Source organism: Flavobacterium notoginsengisoli, from assembly GCF_042686225.1.
Classification (GTDB): domain Bacteria; phylum Bacteroidota; class Bacteroidia; order Flavobacteriales; family Flavobacteriaceae; genus Flavobacterium; species Flavobacterium notoginsengisoli.
On the sequence record NZ_JBHUOT010000002.1, the window covers coordinates 243,830 to 260,152 of the forward strand.

Below are 16,323 nucleotides of genomic sequence, written 5' to 3' on the forward strand. Positions count from 1 at the left end.
GAATGGGAATTATTGATAAGCTAAATAAAGATTTCGAAAGCCGTGTCAGACTGGGTATTATGTCCGTTCTGATGGTTAACGACTGGGTAGATTTTACCGAGATGAAAACGCTTTTGAATATCACCGACGGGAATTTGGCAAGTCATTCTTCTGCATTAGAGAAATCTGAATACATTGAGATTAAAAAGGAATTTGTGGGCAAAAAGCCAAAAACATCTTATCAGGTAACACCGCTTGGCCGCGCGGCGTTTAAAGAACACCTTTCTTACCTCGAAAAATTAATGAAATCTTAGAAACTAAAATTTTTTATCTAAAAACTTTGAATTGCAAAGTACTTTTAAAAACAAAAATCATGAAAAAACATCAAATTATTTTAGCATGTACAGCAGTTTTTGCACTGCTTTTTTACAATGAAGGCCCTGGAATCAATATCTCTATTTTTGGAGTGGTGCTAACATTGTTAGTTAGTTATTTCTTTCAGGAAAAACTGGTAAACAGATCGCATCTTGTTTTGGTTATGACTTCTATTTTGTCTTGTTTCGCTTTTGCATGGTATGGAGACGGCGCATCATTTTTTGCTTTAGCGTTATCAATTTTGTTTTTACAGTTTAAGACGCAGGAAGGCGAACTCAAAATCATACAAATCTTTCCTTTAATTTTCTTAACCGGAATAACCTCTTTGGGACGTGTTTTTATTTTCAGTCAATGGCTTCCTGAACGAAAAATTCATAATGATTTTGCTAAGAAGCTAGTTGCATTTGTTGTAATTCCAATTATATTTTTGGGATTGTTTTTTATCGTTTATTCTTTCGGAAGCAATCATTTCTCTTCATTGTTTACGGACTATACTTTGGATATTGATATTTTCCAGTTAGTCCTGATCAGCATACTTGGATTTTATATTTCATTTAGTTTTTGGAATTATTGGGTTCCCGATGCCTGTTATGAATTCAACCCAAAACTAAACAATGAATTCAGTGATATTTCTGAGGTAAAAAATCAAAGCACTTTTTCATTCCTGGATTTAGATTTCGAAAGAAAAAGTGGCGAAATCACATTGTTTCTATTGAATCTTATGCTTTTGGTTTTCATAGTAACTTACAATTATGAACAGTTTTTTGAAACGGTTGAGAAAACAAATCTAAGCGCTGATACGCATGAGCGGGTAAATGCTGTAATTTTTTCAATTTTAATGGCAGTGGGTGTAATTCTGTTTTACTTTAAGGGCGGATTTAATTTTGATGAAAAAGCTAAAGCCTTAAAAAATTTAGCTAAAATCTGGCTTTCATTAAATGTGGTTTTAATTGTAAGTGCCATGATTAAAAATACAGAATATGTTTCTTTTTATGGTTTTACATACAAACGTCTAGGAGTTTATGCTTTTTTAATCTTGGCTATTATTGGATTGGTAGTTTCATTTCAAAAAATTAGAAAGCAAAAAACGAACGCTTATCTTTTCAATCAGATGGTTTGGTATTTCTACGGTACAGTTCTTCTTTGTAGTTATGTGAATTGGGGAAATCTTGTAACTACTTATAATATCTCTGTAAACAAAGGAGTAGAACCCGTTTTTCTAAGCGGATTAAATTTTAATGATGATGCCCGAAGAGAATATTTCGAAAAAAATAACTTAAACGGAAGACATGCAGAAGCTGTACGAGAATATTTGATTATGAATTATCAGAGTTCAAGCTTTTTATCTAAAGCTTTGTATTATGAATTTTTAGATAAGAAAAAGTAAGTAAACAAAAAGTCCCATTTACAATTGCAAATGGGACTTTATTATTTTAATTATTGCCTCTCTTTTTAAATCTAGGATCGTTTTTAGAAATATAAGTAGTTCTTCTGCTCGAATTTCCATTTGAACTTCGATTAGGAGTTTCAACCTTCGGCAGACTTGCTTCTTCGGTTTTACTGGACGGTTCAATCAACTGGTTTAATTCTTTGATTTCGGCATCAGTCAAATCACGATAACGTCCAACCGGAACATCCAAAGAAATATTAATAATTCGGATACGTTTTAATGCTGTAACTTCATAACCTAAATATTCAGCCATTCTTCTAATCTGACGGTTTAATCCCTGTGTTAGAATGATCTTAAAAGTGTATTTACTGATTTGTTCGACTTTACACTTTTTGGTAACGGTATCTAAAATTGGAACACCATTTCCCATACGCTGAATAAAACGATCTGTAATTGGTCTGTCAACTGTAACCGTATATTCTTTTTCGTGGTTATTTCGTGCGCGAAGAATCTTGTTTACGATATCTCCGTCATTAGTCATAAAAATTAATCCTTCGCTGGCTTTATCCAATCTTCCGATCGGGAAAATACGTTTTGGATAATTAATATAGTCGACAATATTATTTTTAACTTCAAGATTGGTTGTACATTCAATTCCTACCGGTTTATTGAATGCCAGATAAATTAATTTTTCGTTTTTCTCAACGATTAATTTTCCATCAATGCGTACTTCATCATTTGGAGAAACTTTAGTCCCCATTTCAGCCACAGCGCCATTTATAGTTACGCGTCCTTCTTCGATTAATTTATCGGCTTCGCGACGGGAACAATATCCCGTTTCTCCAATAAATTTATTCAGACGTTTTAAATTTTCTTCCATACTGCAAAAGTAGGTAAAAAAAAGATTTTAGGTTTCAGATTTTAGTTTTTAGATTTTTTTGAAATACTGATAGAAACCTTTGTTACTTTGGATCTCTGCATCTTTGCACCTTTTTTAAGAATGAAACTGAGAGCTATCTTCAGGAGTTTCCTTTCTTTCAAACATGCCATAATCACGCACAACTGTCGCAATTCTTAAATGATAATCTTTGAAAACTTCATTTCGGCCTTTTGCTTGTGCTGCTCGATGCATCTCAAGATTTCTCCATTGCTGAATACTTGCTTCATCTTTCCAAAAAGATAAAGACAAGATTTTTCCGGGATCATTAAGACTCTGAAATCTTTCTATGGAAATAAATCCCTCTATATGACTTAATTCAGGACGAAGACTTGCTGCAATATCCAGATATTCATCTTTCTTACCTTCATTAGGAATTACTTCAAAAATTACAGCGATCATTTTAATTTGGATTTTAGATTTAAAAAAACTTAGCGACTTAGCGGCTCAGAACCTTCAAAAAGAAACTCAATTACTTTATCATATAAATCGTCATCATGCATTCCGTGTCCTAAACCACTGGTTTCTATAAATTGGCTGTTTTTCCAATTGCTGGCTATTTTTTTTCCTTCAGCGAAAGCAACGATTTTGTCTGAAGTATCATGAGCAATAAAACCCGGAATAGTAAATTGTGATGCAAATTTTTGTCCTGAAAATTCTTCCAGTTTAAAATTAAAACGATTTACAAATTTACTCTCTAAAAGAGGAAGCATTCTGTTGTTTAGACTCAACATTGAGATATAATTATCAATCAAAGTTTTTAAATCAGACGGAGCGCCAAGAATTACCATTTTGGCGATACTGGTATTCGGAAATAAATATTGATGATAAACGCAGGCAGCACCACCAATAGAATGACCAATGATAATTTCAGGCTGGTATTTTTCGACCGCTTTATTAATGAATTCGGCATAAAGTGGTACATTAAATTCTTTTCCGCTACTTTGTCCGTGAGCTGGTGCATCAAGAGCGATTATAGTACTTCCGGATTTCTGAAGATGCGGTAACGTTTTTTTCCAGCGTGCAGCATTGCTTTCCCATCCATGAACCAAAAGAATTTTGGTTTCGTTTCCTTTCCAGATATAAGTTTGAAAATGATGTTCGTTATAGTGAAACGTTTCTGTTTCTGTATTTTTTAAGATTTTTGGAAGTTCTTCTTTTTTTAATCTTCCAACTCGTGGCTGGCTAAAAAGGGCATAAGAAAGCTCCATGGCTCTTTGCGGACGCACATAACTCAAAAAATTAATATAAGATCCAACGGATTTTAATGTAATAAAACGAATTCCTTTTTTAATTTTCAAAACTTAATTTTTTCTAAAGGTAAAAAATATGATTATAAACTTGCTAAAAAAAAGTTTTGCCACAGATTAAAAAGATGAAATAGATTTTTATTCTCATAATTTGAGTATTCCTAATCCGTGTCAATCTTTTTAATCTGTGGCAAAAAAATAACTGCAAAAAAAATCCCGATTTAAATCGGGACTTGATATTTAGAATTTTGCGAACAATTGTTCCATTTTTTCTTTTTCTTCTTCAGCTAATTGTGTATCAACTAAAATTCTTCCAGAGTGCTCATCTGTGATGATTTTCTTTCTTGAAGCAATTTCAACCTGAGTTTGTGGTGGAATTGTAAAGAAAGATCCTGCAGATGCTCCTCTTTCGATAGAAACTACAGCTAATCCGTTGCGAACACTGCTTCTGATTCTGTTGTAAGCAGCTAATAATCTGTCTTCGATTTGCGCAGAAAATTCAGCAGATTTCTCAGTTAAGAAAGTTTCTTCTTTCTGAGTCTCAGCCATAATAGCATCTAATTCAGATTTTTTATGTTTTAAATGAGAGCTTTTAGCATCAAGTTTTTCTTTTAAATTAGAAATAACTTCTTTTTTGTGCTCGATAGAAGCTTTCATTTCTTTGATTTGCTTTTCAGCCAATTGAATTTCTAATTCCTGAAATTCAACTTCTTTTGTCAAAGAATTAAATTCTCTGTTGTTACGTACTGATTCTTGTTGTTTTGTGTACTTTTTGATCACTTCTTTATGCTCCTCAATAGCAATTTTCTTTGCTTTGATTTGCTCCTCAATCACTTCAAGTTCACCTTTCAGTTTTTCTGAACGAGTGCTCAAACCTGCAACTTCATCTTCTAAATCTTCAACTTCTAAAGGAAGTTCTCCTCTAACGTTTCTGATTTCGTCAATTCTAGAGTCAATAAGCTGTAAATCGTATATTGCTCTTAACTTGTCCTCAACACTTAATTCTTTCGTATTCGTCATATTCTATAAGTACTTAACTGGATTTGTATTTTCTTCCGATAAAATGATTGCAAAATTAAGAATTTTTTTTCGAAGATAATCAACAATATAATTTTTTGTATAGCGTTCGCTCTCAAAATGACCAATATCGGCCAAAAGTAACTTGTTTTCAGCTTCATAAAACTGATGATACTTCAAATCGGCAGTCAAAAAAGCATCGGCTCCAGCCTGAATTGCATTTTTTATGGCGAAACTTCCAGAACCTCCAAGTACGGCTACTTTTTTTATTTTTTTTCCTAAAAAAACAGAATGACGAATTCCGTCAGCGATCATTTTATCTTTCACAGACAAAAGAAAATCTTTTTCATCCATTTCATTTTCCAATTCACCAATCATTCCTAAACCAATATTTTGATGCTGGTTTTGTAAATCGTAAATTTCATAAGCTACTTCCTCATAAATATGGTTCGAAAAAAGTGCTTTTAAAATTCTGGATTGAAGGTGTTTTTCAAAAATAACTTCGATTTTAATTTCTTCTCCGGTATGAAGCTTTCCTTTTTCTCCAATTACAGGATTGCTGTCTTCGTTTCCTTGAAAAGTAAAAAATCCCTGTGTATTAAAACTGCAGTTGTCATAATTTCCAATTGTTCCTGCGCCAGCTTCAAATAAAGCATTTCGAACTTTGTCTGCATTATCCGGAACGGTAAAAGTGACTAGTTTTTGTATGAAATTATTTTTAGGAATTAATATTTTAGTATTTGTTAAACCTAAAGCATCGCAGAAAATTTTATTTACTCCAGCTGAATGATTGTCTAAAGCTGTATGAACGGCATAAATAGCGATGTCATTTTTAATGGCTTTTAAAATAGCTCGCTCGACATAATTTTTGCCTGTAATTTTCTTAATTCCGGAAAATAAAATAGGGTGGAAGCATGCAACAAGATTACAGTTTTTAGATATGGCTTCGTCAATTACATTTTCTAAAGCATCATGGCAAACTAAAACACCTGTGCATTCTGTTTCTGAATTTCCCACTAAAAGTCCAACGTTGTCAAAATCTTCGGCGTAAGCCAAAGGAGCCATTTCTTCGAGGACTGAGATTATATTTTTGATTTTCATTTTAAGTTTTTCAAATTTTTATTAGTATCAACTATTTATACCATCAGTAATAAATAATTGATACTAATGGTATAAATAGTTGATACTAAAAGTACAAATTTAGTACATTTGTAGTATAAAATTTATAAGTCATGACAACTATAAAAATTAACGAACGCACGAAGACTGGAAAAGCATTTATGGAAATGTTCGAAGCTTTTTTTAAAGGTCTTGATGGTATTGAAATTGTTGAAACAGATAGTTATGCACAGGTTAATGAGGAGGAAAGTATTTATAGTCCTGAATTTATCGAGAAGATTAAAAAAGCAGAAGACAATATTAAAAAAGGCAAAACAAGAAGATTAAATCCTGACGATATATGGGGAAGTATTTTGTAGACTTTGAGGATGTTGCTCGTAAAGATTTAAAAGATCATTATAAATCAGGAAATAAAGCTACTATTAAAAAAATTGAAAAAATACTTTTGGAATTAACTGAACATCCTTTTACTGGAGAAGGACAGCCGGAAGAATTGAAATATAATTATAAAGGTTATTGGTCAAGAAAAATCAACAAAAAAGACAGATTGATTTATAGAGTTGAAGAAGAAATAGTAACTGTTATTATCGTTTCTGCAATGGGTCATTACTCTGATAAATAACATTATGAACTTACTCAGAAAAATACTTTTCCCTTTCGCCATTTTATATGGCTTCATTACTTCAGTCCGCAACTTTCTTTTTGATAAAGAGGTTTTAAAATCGACTTCATTTGATCTTCCTGTTGTTGCTGTCGGAAATTTAAGCGTGGGAGGAACTGGAAAAACACCTCAAATAGAATATTTGATTCGGTTATTATCTGACAAATATAAAGTGGCCACTTTAAGTCGTGGTTATAAAAGAAAATCAGAAGGATTTGTTTTAGCTGATCAAAATTCGAATGCCGAAATTTTGGGAGATGAACCTTTTCAGTTTTATCAAAAATTTCCAAATGTAATGGTGGCCGTTGATGCAAATCGTACCAATGGAATTCAGCAATTACTTTCGCAGAATGAAAAACCAGAAGTTATTTTACTTGATGATGCATACCAGCATAGAAAGGTAAAGGCGGGTTTTTATATTCTATTAACTGCTTATGATGATTTATATGCGGATGATTTTATGCTTCCAACAGGAAATTTGAGAGAAAGCAGGAACGGAGCTAAAAGAGCTAATATAATAGTGGTTACAAAATGTCCAAAAGTTTTATCGGAAGAAAAACAAGCTGAAATTCGATTGAAATTAAAATTGAATTGTTCGCAGCAGATCTTTTTTACTTTTATAGATTATGATGAAGTGATTTTTGGCGCTTCAGAAACAATTGCTGTCAGCGATATTAAATTGGAATCTAAAGTGCTTTTGGCAGGAATTGCAAAACCAAAACCGTTTTTTGATTTTTTAAAGAATGAAAATGATGAATGTTTGACTTTTTCAGATCATCATCATTTCTCTGATGCTGATTTAGAAGCAATTCTGGCAAAAGCTAACGGAAAAAAAATAATTACAACAGAGAAAGACTATGTTCGTTTAAAAGATTCGAAATTGGTTTCTCATTTGTATTATCTTCCAATAAAGAGTTCGTTTCTCAATCACCAGCAAAATTTTGATGCGACAATTTTGGAATATGTCAAGCTAAACGGAGTGTCTTAGCTTCTCAGAATTTTAGTAACTTTTTTAATCAAAAAACTTAGCAATAGTAGTGTAAAATTCGTCTGGAACAAATGGTTTAGTAATAACATCATCCATTCCAAAAGAAAGAAGCATGTCACGATTTTCGTCAAGCGAAATAGCCGTCAGTGCGATAATCGGAGTCGATTTATCAAATTCCCGAATTAATTTGGTAGCCGTAGTACCATTAATGCCAGGAAGATGAACATCCATCAAAACCATGTCGAAGCGTTTGACCTTTAAAAGTTCAACAGCATCCTCTCCATTGTCTATGATTTCACAGTTGATGTTTTTGTTCTCAAGCATTTTTCGAGTTATCATTTGATTGATTTTGTTGTCCTCAATCAATAAAATAGATTTGTGTTTCAATTGTGTATCACTATAAGATTTTACTTCTTCAATTACTTCCAATGGTTCGTGGTTAATTTTAAAATTTAATTTGAAGGTAAAAGTTGAACCTTTGCCTACTTCGCTTTTTAGCTTTATTTCCCCTCCTAATAGTTCGATAAGTTTTTTTACAATAGTAAGACCAAGACCGGTTCCGCCGTATTTTCTGTTTACTTCTATAGATCCCTGCGAGAAACTTTCAAAAACAGTTTGTAATTTATCTTCAGGAATTCCAATTCCGGTATCTACAATTTCGAAATAAACCGTAGCGGTATCATCTTCCTGAGAATATAGTTTTGCAATAACACTAACATGTCCGTTTTGAGTAAACTTTAGAGCATTATTGATTAGATTCAATATAATTTGAGACAGCTTTGTTGGATCTCCCATCAAATTGTCGGGAATCGATTTGTCTATTTCTAAATTGAAATAATTTTTATTGGCAGTAGCTAATTCTTTTAATGAACTTTGAATATTAAATAGAAGTTCTTTTAGATTAAAGCTGATGGTTTCTATTTCAACTTTAGTTGAATCAATTTTATTAATTTCTAAAATCTCATTGATAAAAGTGGTGAGGTAATTTCCTGAAAATTTTAAAGATTCCAGATATTTCAATTGTTTTTTCTTCGGATTATCTTCAAGTAAAATATGTGTAATTCCGTTGATGGCATTCAACGGAGTTCGTAATTCGTGACTAACCGTTGACAAGAATTCAGATCTTGCTTTTGACGCTTTTTCGGCTTTGTTTTTAGCTAAAATCAGTTCTTTGTTTTTTTCGCGAAGCAGTAAATTGTTCTGATTTCTGATAATATTATTTTTGTATAAAGCTAGACTCAAAAGAGATAAAATTGAAATTAAAGCAATGGCCAAAATACTGACTAGCTTGGAATATCGATAGGTTTTGAGCTGAATTTTTTCTTCGCTTTCTCTTTTGATGGTATTATTTAAAGATTGATTTTTTTTGAATTTTTCGAATTCATTTAAATCAACTTTGGCATTTTTTAATCTTAAAAGATAATTTTCCAGCTGATAGTGCTCATCTAAAAAAGAATAAGCCATATCATAATTTTTATTCTGCTTATAATACTGGCTTATGGCTAAAACGATTTTCGATTTTTTTGGTAGGTCATTGCTTTTTTCGTTATAATCCAATGCTTTGTCAAAATAAATAATGGCAGAATCGTTTCTTTTTAGCTGCGCTTCAATCAAGCCAAGCTGATAGTAAGAATCTACTTTTGTTTTTATAATACCCGGATTGTTTGGTTTTTGGGTAATGCTTTTAAAAGTTTTTGCAGCTAAAGGAAGGTCATTATTCTTCTTTTGCGCCAATGCTTTCTGATAGTTTAGAGCTTCTGCATGATCCGTAATATTGAGCTCTTTTAAAAGATTTTGAGCTTTTGCATAATAAAGATCTGCTGTTTTATAATCACCTTTTGCGGTATTCGCCACGCCGACATAATACAAGGCCAAAGCTTTAATACAGCTTGGTTTTAGAGTATCATATATTGAAACAGTTTTATGGAAATTTTTTAAAGCATCTTCAAGTTTTCCCTGATTGTAAAAAATTTTCCCAAGCTTTAAGGTTTGGTTGGCTAAATTTTCTGTTTTGCCGTGTACTTCACAAAAATTAATAGATTTCTTGGTGTAAAGAGCAGCTTCATTGTACTTTTTATTGTTGAAATTAGCATTGGCCAGCTTGTTGTAATAGGTAACGCTATCTGTATTCTTTTTGGATTGAGAATACAAAAACGAATTAAGAAAACAAACAACAATAAAAAGACAGTATTTCATGTATGGCAATGCTTTTACAATGAATCTTATTTTTTTCTTATGAGTAAAATTAAATCGATTAATCTTGATGAATAGCCAATCTCATTATCGTACCAGCCTACTACTTTTACCATTTTATCGATAACTGAAGTCAACTGTGCGTCAAACAAACAAGAATGTGTGTTGCCAATTACATCTACCGAGACAATAGGATCTTCGGTGTAATCTAATATTCCTTTTAAACTTGTTTTTGAAGCTTCTTTAAATGCTTTATTTATTTCCTCAATGCTTACAGCACGTTTTACATTGAAGGTGATATCTGTTAATGAACCGTCGGGAACAGGAACTCTTATTCCACATCCTCCCATTTTGTTGTGCAATTTAGGAAAAATTTTTGTTAATGCCTTAGCTGCACCTGTAGTTGTTGGAACAATTGACTGACTTGCGCCTCTTGCACGTCGTAAATCCTTATGTGGTTGGTCGTGAAGACTTTGATCTGTTGTGAAAGAATGTATTGTTGTAATATAAGCCTGCTCAATACCGCACAATTCTTCAATGATTTTGATCATTGGCGCAGCATTGTTTGTGGTGCAGCTTGCATTAGAAACTATTGTTTCATTTCCTTCCAGAATGTTTTCATTTACTCCAAGAACTACCGTTTTTATAGTGTCTACTTCAGAAGGAGCGGAAAGAATCACTTTTTTTGCGCCCGCTTCGAGGTGTCTGTTTAATTCTTCGTGCGTTTTATATTTTCCTGTAGATTCAATTACAATGTCAATTGAATGTGATTTCCAGTCTAGATTTAGAATGTTTTTTTCGTGAAAAAAGAAAAAATGCCTGCCATCTACAATAATACTATTTTCATCATAACTTACGTCAAAAGGCAAAACACCGTGAATACTGTCATATTTAATCAAATGTGACATAGTTTTATTATCTGCAATGTCATTTATAGCAACGACTTCGATTTCAGGATGATTTAAAAGAAGGCGGAACAAATTTCTTCCAATTCTTCCAAATCCATTAATGGCAATTCTTGTTTTCAATTATTTGGTTTATTCGTTTAACCGTTGAAATCGTTTAATTGTTAACTGTTAAACGCATGAAGGATTAAACGGTTAATCAATTAAACGATTAAACTTAAATTATAAAATATGTTTTTGTGCTTTGTATGAAGAACGAACAAGTGGTCCGCTTTCAACATGTCTAAAACCTAAATCAAGTCCGAATTTTTCATAACGGGCAAATTGTTCAGGTGTAATGAATTCTTTTACAGGAAGATGTTTTTTACTAGGCTGTAAATACTGACCAATAGTGACTACATCTACATTGGCATTTCGTAAATCTGTCATGGTCTGAAAAACTTCTTCTTCAGTTTCTCCAAGACCTAACATAATCCCGGATTTAGTTCTGTTGATACCTTTTTCTTTTAAATAACGGAGTACTTCTAAACTCCTGTCATATTTTGCCTGAATACGAACCTCACGGGTTAAACGTCTAACTGTTTCCATATTGTGAGATACCACTTCCGGATTTGCTTCTACAATACGATCAATGTTTCTTTCAATTCCCTGAAAATCCGGAATCAAAGTTTCTAAAGTCGTATTTGGGTTCATTCTGCGAATCGCTCTAACCGTTTCCATCCAGATAATAGAACCTCCGTCTTTAAGATCATCTCTGTCAACACTCGTAATAACGGCATGTTTGATATTCATGATTTTTATAGAACGGGCTACTTTTTCAGGTTCGTCCCAGTCTACTGTTTCCGGTCTTCCGGTTTTTACGCCACAGAATCCGCAAGAACGGGTGCAGACATTTCCTAAAATCATGAAAGTTGCAGTTCCTTCACCCCAACATTCTCCCATATTAGGGCAGCTTCCTGAAGTACAAATTGTATTTAAACTATATTTATCAACCAAACCTCTTAGTTCGGTATATTTTTGTCCAATTGGCAGTTTTACTTTTAACCACTTAGGTTTTGCAGTAGTTATGTTTGCTTCGGATGTTTCCATATATCAATAATCAAAGCACAAAGATACGGAATGTAGTTCATTTTGAGGACTAATTTTGCTTTTCGTTTAGTTTTTACATTTCCGTCCTAATCTATTACAAATTTAACTTTCAGAGATAGCTTAAAATTCTTTCAAAACTAATTTTGTTGTTAATTAAATAGTTTTAAAATATGAAAAAAAGATTTATTGCTTTGGGGATTTTGTTTATGACTTTTGGTTATGTTGATGTAAATGCACAGATACTTTCTGATAAAGCCATGGGGGCAGTTGGAAAAGGTATTTCAGGCTTTACATTCAGCGATGCTGATGCGGCTGCTTTAGCAAAAAAAGCAATTGACGAAATGGATGCTAACAATCCTGTTGCGACCGAGGCAGATGGTTATACGATTCGATTAAATCGTTTATTTGGAAAACATGCTTCTACTGATGGTGTTACATTGAATTATAAGGTTTATTTAGTAAAAGATATTAATGCTTTTGCTTGCGCAGACGGAAGTGTACGTGTGTTTGCAGGTTTAATGGATATTATGGATGATAACGAATTACTGGCTGTTATTGGACATGAAATTGGTCACGTAGTAAATCACGATACAAAAGATGCCATAAAAGCTGCCTATAAAAAAGAAGCATTACTAGATGCTGCTTCATCACAATCAGGAAAATTTGAAACGATTTCAAAATCACAATTAGGAGCCTTAGGAAGTGCAATGATTGATAGTAAACACAGTAGGAAACAAGAATCTCAAGCGGACTCCTTCTCTTATGATTTCATGAAAAAAAATGGCTATGATGTTAATGCGGTAGAATCGGCTTTTAGAATTTTGCAAAATTTAAGTCAGGGAGCAGATTCTTCTTTTATGACTAAAATGATGAGTTCACATCCTGATGCCGGTAAAAGAGCGGATGAAGCTAAAAAAAGAGCTACAAAAGATGGTTTGTATAAAGAATATGTACAACAGAAAATTGTAAATACGGCACCTGTTGTTTCAACTCCTAAAACAGCAACAAAAACTACAACTAAAAAAACAACTACTAAAAAGAAGTAAATTTTTAGGTTTAATTTGAAAAACGGCAGATTCGAAGAGTCTGTCGTTTTTTTTTGATTGTTATGTTCTTTTAAGCTGGCTTAAATTTTATATCTTTAATTGTTGAAAAAACAAGCTTTCAAGGTAATGAAATAGCATTTTTGTTATTTACATTTGTTGTTAAATTGTAATTGTAAAAAAATCATGAAAAAGAAATTTATAATAGCAGGACTCTTATTTGCGACATTTGGTATGACTAAAATGAATGCTCAGATTAATTTTGGAGATAAAGCAATAGGAGCAGTTCAAAAAGGAGTGACGGCTTTTACTTTAACCAATGCAGATGCTGCAGCTTTGTCTAAAGAAGCTGTAGCAAAAATGGATACAGAAAATGAAGTTGCAGGACCAAATGACGGTTATACTTTACGCTTAAACAGAGTTTTTGGAAAACATTCTACAGGTGAAGGGTATACCTTAAACTACAAAGTTTACAAAGTTAAAGATGTAAATGCTTTTGCAACTGCTGATGGAAGTGTTCGTGTATTTGCAGGTTTAATGGATATTATGGATGATAATGAATTGCTTGCTGTAATAGGTCACGAAATTGGTCACGTAGCGAACAATGATTCAAGAGATGCGATGCGTGCAGCTTACCAAAAAGAAGCTCTAATTGACGGTGCTTCTTCTCAATCTGCAAAAATTGCTGCTGTAACAGATAGTCAATTGGGGAAAATAGGAAGCGCATTAATTGATAGTAAACACAGCCGTAAGCAAGAATCTGAAGCCGATTTATTTGCTTATAATTTCTTGAAGAAAAATGGCTATAATGTTAATGCTGAGGAATCTGCTTTTAGAATTTTGGCTAAAATGAGTGAAGGGGCAGAGGCTTCATTTATAGAAAGAATGATGAGTTCGCATCCAGATTCTAAACAAAGAGCCGAAGATGCTAAAAAGAGAGCAGAGAAAGATGGTTTGTACAAACCGTATGTACAGCAGAAAATTGTAAACACTGCTCCAGTTACAACCTCAACTAAAAAGACGACTACAACTACAAAGAAGAAAACAACAACTACAAAAAAGAAATAATAGTTGTTTCCTAAAATAAGAAAACCCGGCAGATTTGTATCTGCCGGGTTTGTTTTTTTATCCTAAAACGGGAAAAGCTAAAATCTTCTGTACTTCGTAAACATTAACTGATTTGTTGAACTGTTTTACGATACTTGGTTGTTGCTCGCTTGAAATCCAGATCTTTAATTCGGCATCAAGATCAAAAGTTCCTGCAGTTTCTACGCTAAATCTTGTAATGTTTTTGTAAGCAATCGATTTGTATTCTGTTTTGCTTCCTGTAATTCCTTGTACATCAACAAGGATTAATCTTTTGTTTGTGAAAATAAAGGTGTCGCGAATAAGTTTGAAACCCATTTCGATTTCTTCATTCGAGGTCAGAAGCTGTCCGTATTTTTTAATTAAATCTTCCTGACTAACAGAACCTGCGTTGCCAAGAATAGCAGAAAATATTCCCATTGTTTTGTTTTTTTATTGGTTTGAATCAATAGACATTAGAAGGAGTAAAAGTAGTTGATTTTGTTAATTTTTAATACCTGATTTGAATTTAATTAGAAGTGGAATTACTGTTGTTGAAATTATAAAGGAAGCAATAAATGATACGGTCAAATTTCCAATATTTAAAATGTCAGGGTTTAGCGTAAACCTAATAAACAAAATAGAAGTAGAAAATAAAAAGACAGTACTCCAGTATAATTTGTCAATGCTGGTTTTTAAAGTGGAATTTTTCGGAAGCTTAAAAAAGACTAGAACAATTATAATACTTCCAGCAAGAGTGCTTGCATGCTGTGCAATTTTCCAGATTGGAATTTCTTTTTCAAATAGTATAATAGTATTTTTTAAAGCATTAATTTTATTTACGAAATAACCTTGTTGGTGTGTAAAGGCATCCCAAAAGATATGTGAGCTTATCCCAATTAAAAGAGAAAGTATGATAATATGCCAGTTTTTTCTAAAATAAATATTCCAATTGAAATGAGTAAAAATTGATACCCTATTGCTAATAAAGGAGGGAAGATTTTGAAATAAAAGATTTCGGATTACATTATGAAAGGCAAAAGAGAATAGAAGTGCAATAGGTAAGTCAAACCAAAAAATACCGGCTAAAGTGTGACTATAATCGCTTTTGACTTTCATTCGTAAGAAGTATTCAAAATCGGGTGTCATACTTCCAATAACTAAAGCTGTTAACGAAAACCATGATTTTGGTAAATACCTTAAGGGGAGAATTATTGCTGGATGAGAAAAGGTAAAGGGCATTAAAAATTTAATTTTGAAATGAATTATAAATTTAATGAACTTTTGTTTCGTTTTTGGCTCAAATTAAATAATAAAAAAGCAGAACCTAAGTTCTGCTTTTTTATTATTCCACTTCCGTTTTTATTGTAATTGGAAGACTGTATGCTGTTCGAACAGGTTTTCCGTCAAGAATTCCCGGACTCCATTTTGTTTTTAATGATTTTAAAACTCTAACCGCTTCTTTTCCCATTCCATAGCCAGGATCATTTTGAACAATAATGTCTGTAAGTGATCCGTCTTTTTCAACAACAAAAGAAACATATACTTTTAATGTTTTTTCCATGTCCAATTCTGGTCTGCGGAAATTATTTCCAACATATTTGTAAAACTCACCAATTCCTCCGGGAAATGCAGGCTGTTTGTCCAGAATTGCTGGTAAAACAGGTGTGTTTGTAATTGTTGGTGTACTAGACATTACCGGACCGTCGCCTCCACCTCCTGATGAGGTAACAGGACCAGAAGGATCTCCTGTTCCAGTATTATTTTGTACAACAGGTACATTATCTGTGTTAGGAGCTATTTTATCTACTGCATCTTCTGTTCTTACAACTATTGGATTAACTAATCCATGAGCGTCTGTAACAGTAGTCGTAGTCTGCTCTAGTACAGGAGGTGCTGGTGGAGCAGGTGGAGGTGGTGTTACAGTAGGGTTGTAAGGTGTCACAACAATTGGATCTGAAGGAGGAACTTCAGATGTGCTATCCACAGGTGGTGGTGCAAGCTTGCTAATTAATACCGGTATACTTCCCAGAGCAGTTATTAACAATAAACCCATAAAGAGAGCATTAACCGTAGTTCTAGGATTTTCCTGGCGTAATTGATACGCTCCGTACTCTTTGTTTCTGTTTTCGAAAACAAGATCATTCCACTTGTTTTCATAAATGTTTAATTTAGACATAATTTTTGGGTTTTAAGGTTAAGTAACTTTAAATCATACGCAGAAATGGTTTAGGTTTGGAGCTACAACGAGAAAATTGTAGTTTTAGTATGTGATAAAAAATGTTTTTTAAGAATAAAAATACGAATTGTAT

General features: G+C 32.8%; 18 protein-coding genes. 7 read left to right on the forward strand and 11 right to left on the reverse strand.

Going from position 1 to position 16,323, the window contains the following annotated elements; all coding sequences use genetic code 11:
• Window positions 1-2 precede the first annotated feature (2 nt).
• Together ACFS3A_RS06355 and ACFS3A_RS06360 are read left to right on the forward strand one after the other, a co-directional pair.
• Window positions 3-293 carry a winged helix-turn-helix domain-containing protein gene (locus tag ACFS3A_RS06355; protein WP_008464519.1) on the forward strand — a complete coding sequence of 97 codons (291 nt, stop codon included), beginning with the start codon at window positions 3-5 and terminating at the stop codon, window positions 291-293.
• 59 nt (window positions 294-352) lie between these two features.
• On the forward strand, window positions 353-1,741 hold the full coding sequence (locus ACFS3A_RS06360) for a DUF4153 domain-containing protein (protein ID WP_379824583.1): 1,389 nt from the start codon (window positions 353-355) through the stop codon (window positions 1,739-1,741).
• A 46-nt stretch (window positions 1,742-1,787) separates the two neighbouring features.
• Here ACFS3A_RS06360 and rluF read toward each other — a convergent pair whose 3' ends face one another.
• From rluF to ACFS3A_RS06385, 5 genes are all read right to left on the reverse strand, one after another.
• Complete coding sequence (gene rluF / locus ACFS3A_RS06365; RefSeq protein ID WP_379824584.1) at window positions 1,788-2,624, reverse strand: 23S rRNA pseudouridine(2604) synthase RluF; 837 nt, start codon at window positions 2,622-2,624, stop codon at window positions 1,788-1,790.
• A gap of 114 nt (window positions 2,625-2,738) precedes the next feature.
• Window positions 2,739-3,083 (reverse strand): antibiotic biosynthesis monooxygenase family protein, encoded by a 345-nt coding sequence (locus ACFS3A_RS06370; RefSeq protein WP_379824585.1) that lies wholly within the window; start codon window positions 3,081-3,083, stop codon window positions 2,739-2,741.
• A 29-nt stretch (window positions 3,084-3,112) separates the two neighbouring features.
• The gene (locus tag ACFS3A_RS06375; RefSeq protein ID WP_379824586.1) at window positions 3,113-3,982 is read right to left on the reverse strand and encodes an alpha/beta fold hydrolase; all 870 of its coding nucleotides are present in this window, start codon (window positions 3,980-3,982) and stop codon (window positions 3,113-3,115) included.
• Window positions 3,983-4,171: 189 nt separating this feature from the next.
• A complete protein-coding gene (locus ACFS3A_RS06380) occupies window positions 4,172-4,951 on the reverse strand; it encodes a zinc ribbon domain-containing protein (RefSeq protein WP_109190517.1) in 780 nt (259 codons plus the stop codon).
• Window positions 4,952-4,954: 3 nt separating this feature from the next.
• Entirely contained in the window at window positions 4,955-6,049 is a 1,095-nt protein-coding gene (locus ACFS3A_RS06385; RefSeq protein WP_379824587.1) for a Nif3-like dinuclear metal center hexameric protein, read from the reverse strand.
• A gap of 131 nt (window positions 6,050-6,180) precedes the next feature.
• On the opposite strand from ACFS3A_RS06385, the gene ACFS3A_RS06390 reads away from it, so the two are divergent.
• The 3 genes from ACFS3A_RS06390 to lpxK are packed head-to-tail and all read left to right on the forward strand — an operon-like array spanning window position 6,181 to window position 7,716.
• The gene (locus ACFS3A_RS06390; RefSeq protein WP_379824588.1) at window positions 6,181-6,426 is read left to right on the forward strand and encodes a DUF2683 family protein; all 246 of its coding nucleotides are present in this window, start codon (window positions 6,181-6,183) and stop codon (window positions 6,424-6,426) included.
• A complete protein-coding gene (locus ACFS3A_RS06395; protein ID WP_379824589.1) occupies window positions 6,408-6,689 on the forward strand; it encodes a Txe/YoeB family addiction module toxin in 282 nt (93 codons plus the stop codon). The genes ACFS3A_RS06390 and ACFS3A_RS06395 overlap by 19 nt, the downstream gene beginning before the upstream one ends.
• A 4-nt stretch (window positions 6,690-6,693) precedes the next feature.
• A complete protein-coding gene (gene lpxK / locus ACFS3A_RS06400) occupies window positions 6,694-7,716 on the forward strand; it encodes a tetraacyldisaccharide 4'-kinase (protein WP_379824590.1) in 1,023 nt (340 codons plus the stop codon).
• Between the two features lie 24 nt (window positions 7,717-7,740).
• Here the strand turns inward: lpxK and ACFS3A_RS06405 are convergent, their stop codons facing one another.
• The 3 genes from ACFS3A_RS06405 to lipA all read right to left on the reverse strand — a co-directional run bounded on the left by ACFS3A_RS06405 (window position 7,741) and on the right by lipA (window position 11,903).
• A complete protein-coding gene (locus ACFS3A_RS06405) occupies window positions 7,741-9,912 on the reverse strand; it encodes an ATP-binding protein (RefSeq protein WP_379824591.1) in 2,172 nt (723 codons plus the stop codon).
• Window positions 9,913-9,938: 26 nt separating this feature from the next.
• On the reverse strand, window positions 9,939-10,937 hold the full coding sequence (gap, locus tag ACFS3A_RS06410; RefSeq protein ID WP_379824592.1) for a type I glyceraldehyde-3-phosphate dehydrogenase: 999 nt from the start codon (window positions 10,935-10,937) through the stop codon (window positions 9,939-9,941).
• Window positions 10,938-11,036: 99 nt separating this feature from the next.
• The gene (gene lipA / locus ACFS3A_RS06415) at window positions 11,037-11,903 is read right to left on the reverse strand and encodes a lipoyl synthase (RefSeq protein ID WP_379824593.1); all 867 of its coding nucleotides are present in this window, start codon (window positions 11,901-11,903) and stop codon (window positions 11,037-11,039) included.
• A 170-nt stretch (window positions 11,904-12,073) separates the two neighbouring features.
• Between lipA and ACFS3A_RS06420 the strand changes: the two genes are divergently transcribed.
• Window positions 12,074-12,949: a M48 family metalloprotease gene (locus tag ACFS3A_RS06420; RefSeq protein WP_379824594.1), complete on the forward strand. Its 876-nt coding sequence runs from the start codon at window positions 12,074-12,076 to the stop codon at window positions 12,947-12,949.
• Between the two features lie 183 nt (window positions 12,950-13,132).
• Entirely contained in the window at window positions 13,133-14,014 is an 882-nt protein-coding gene (locus ACFS3A_RS06425; protein WP_379824595.1) for a M48 family metalloprotease, read from the forward strand.
• A 57-nt stretch (window positions 14,015-14,071) separates the two neighbouring features.
• Here ACFS3A_RS06425 and ACFS3A_RS06430 read toward each other — a convergent pair whose 3' ends face one another.
• The 3 genes from ACFS3A_RS06430 to ACFS3A_RS06440 all read right to left on the reverse strand — a co-directional run bounded on the left by ACFS3A_RS06430 (window position 14,072) and on the right by ACFS3A_RS06440 (window position 16,190).
• Window positions 14,072-14,452, reverse strand: coding sequence for a PH domain-containing protein (locus ACFS3A_RS06430; protein ID WP_379824597.1), 381 nt, complete (start codon window positions 14,450-14,452; stop codon window positions 14,072-14,074).
• Between the two features lie 63 nt (window positions 14,453-14,515).
• Window positions 14,516-15,253: a DUF4184 family protein gene (locus tag ACFS3A_RS06435; protein ID WP_379824598.1), complete on the reverse strand. Its 738-nt coding sequence runs from the start codon at window positions 15,251-15,253 to the stop codon at window positions 14,516-14,518.
• Window positions 15,254-15,356: 103 nt separating this feature from the next.
• Window positions 15,357-16,190: an energy transducer TonB gene (locus tag ACFS3A_RS06440; RefSeq protein WP_379824600.1), complete on the reverse strand. Its 834-nt coding sequence runs from the start codon at window positions 16,188-16,190 to the stop codon at window positions 15,357-15,359.
• Window positions 16,191-16,323 lie beyond the last annotated feature (133 nt).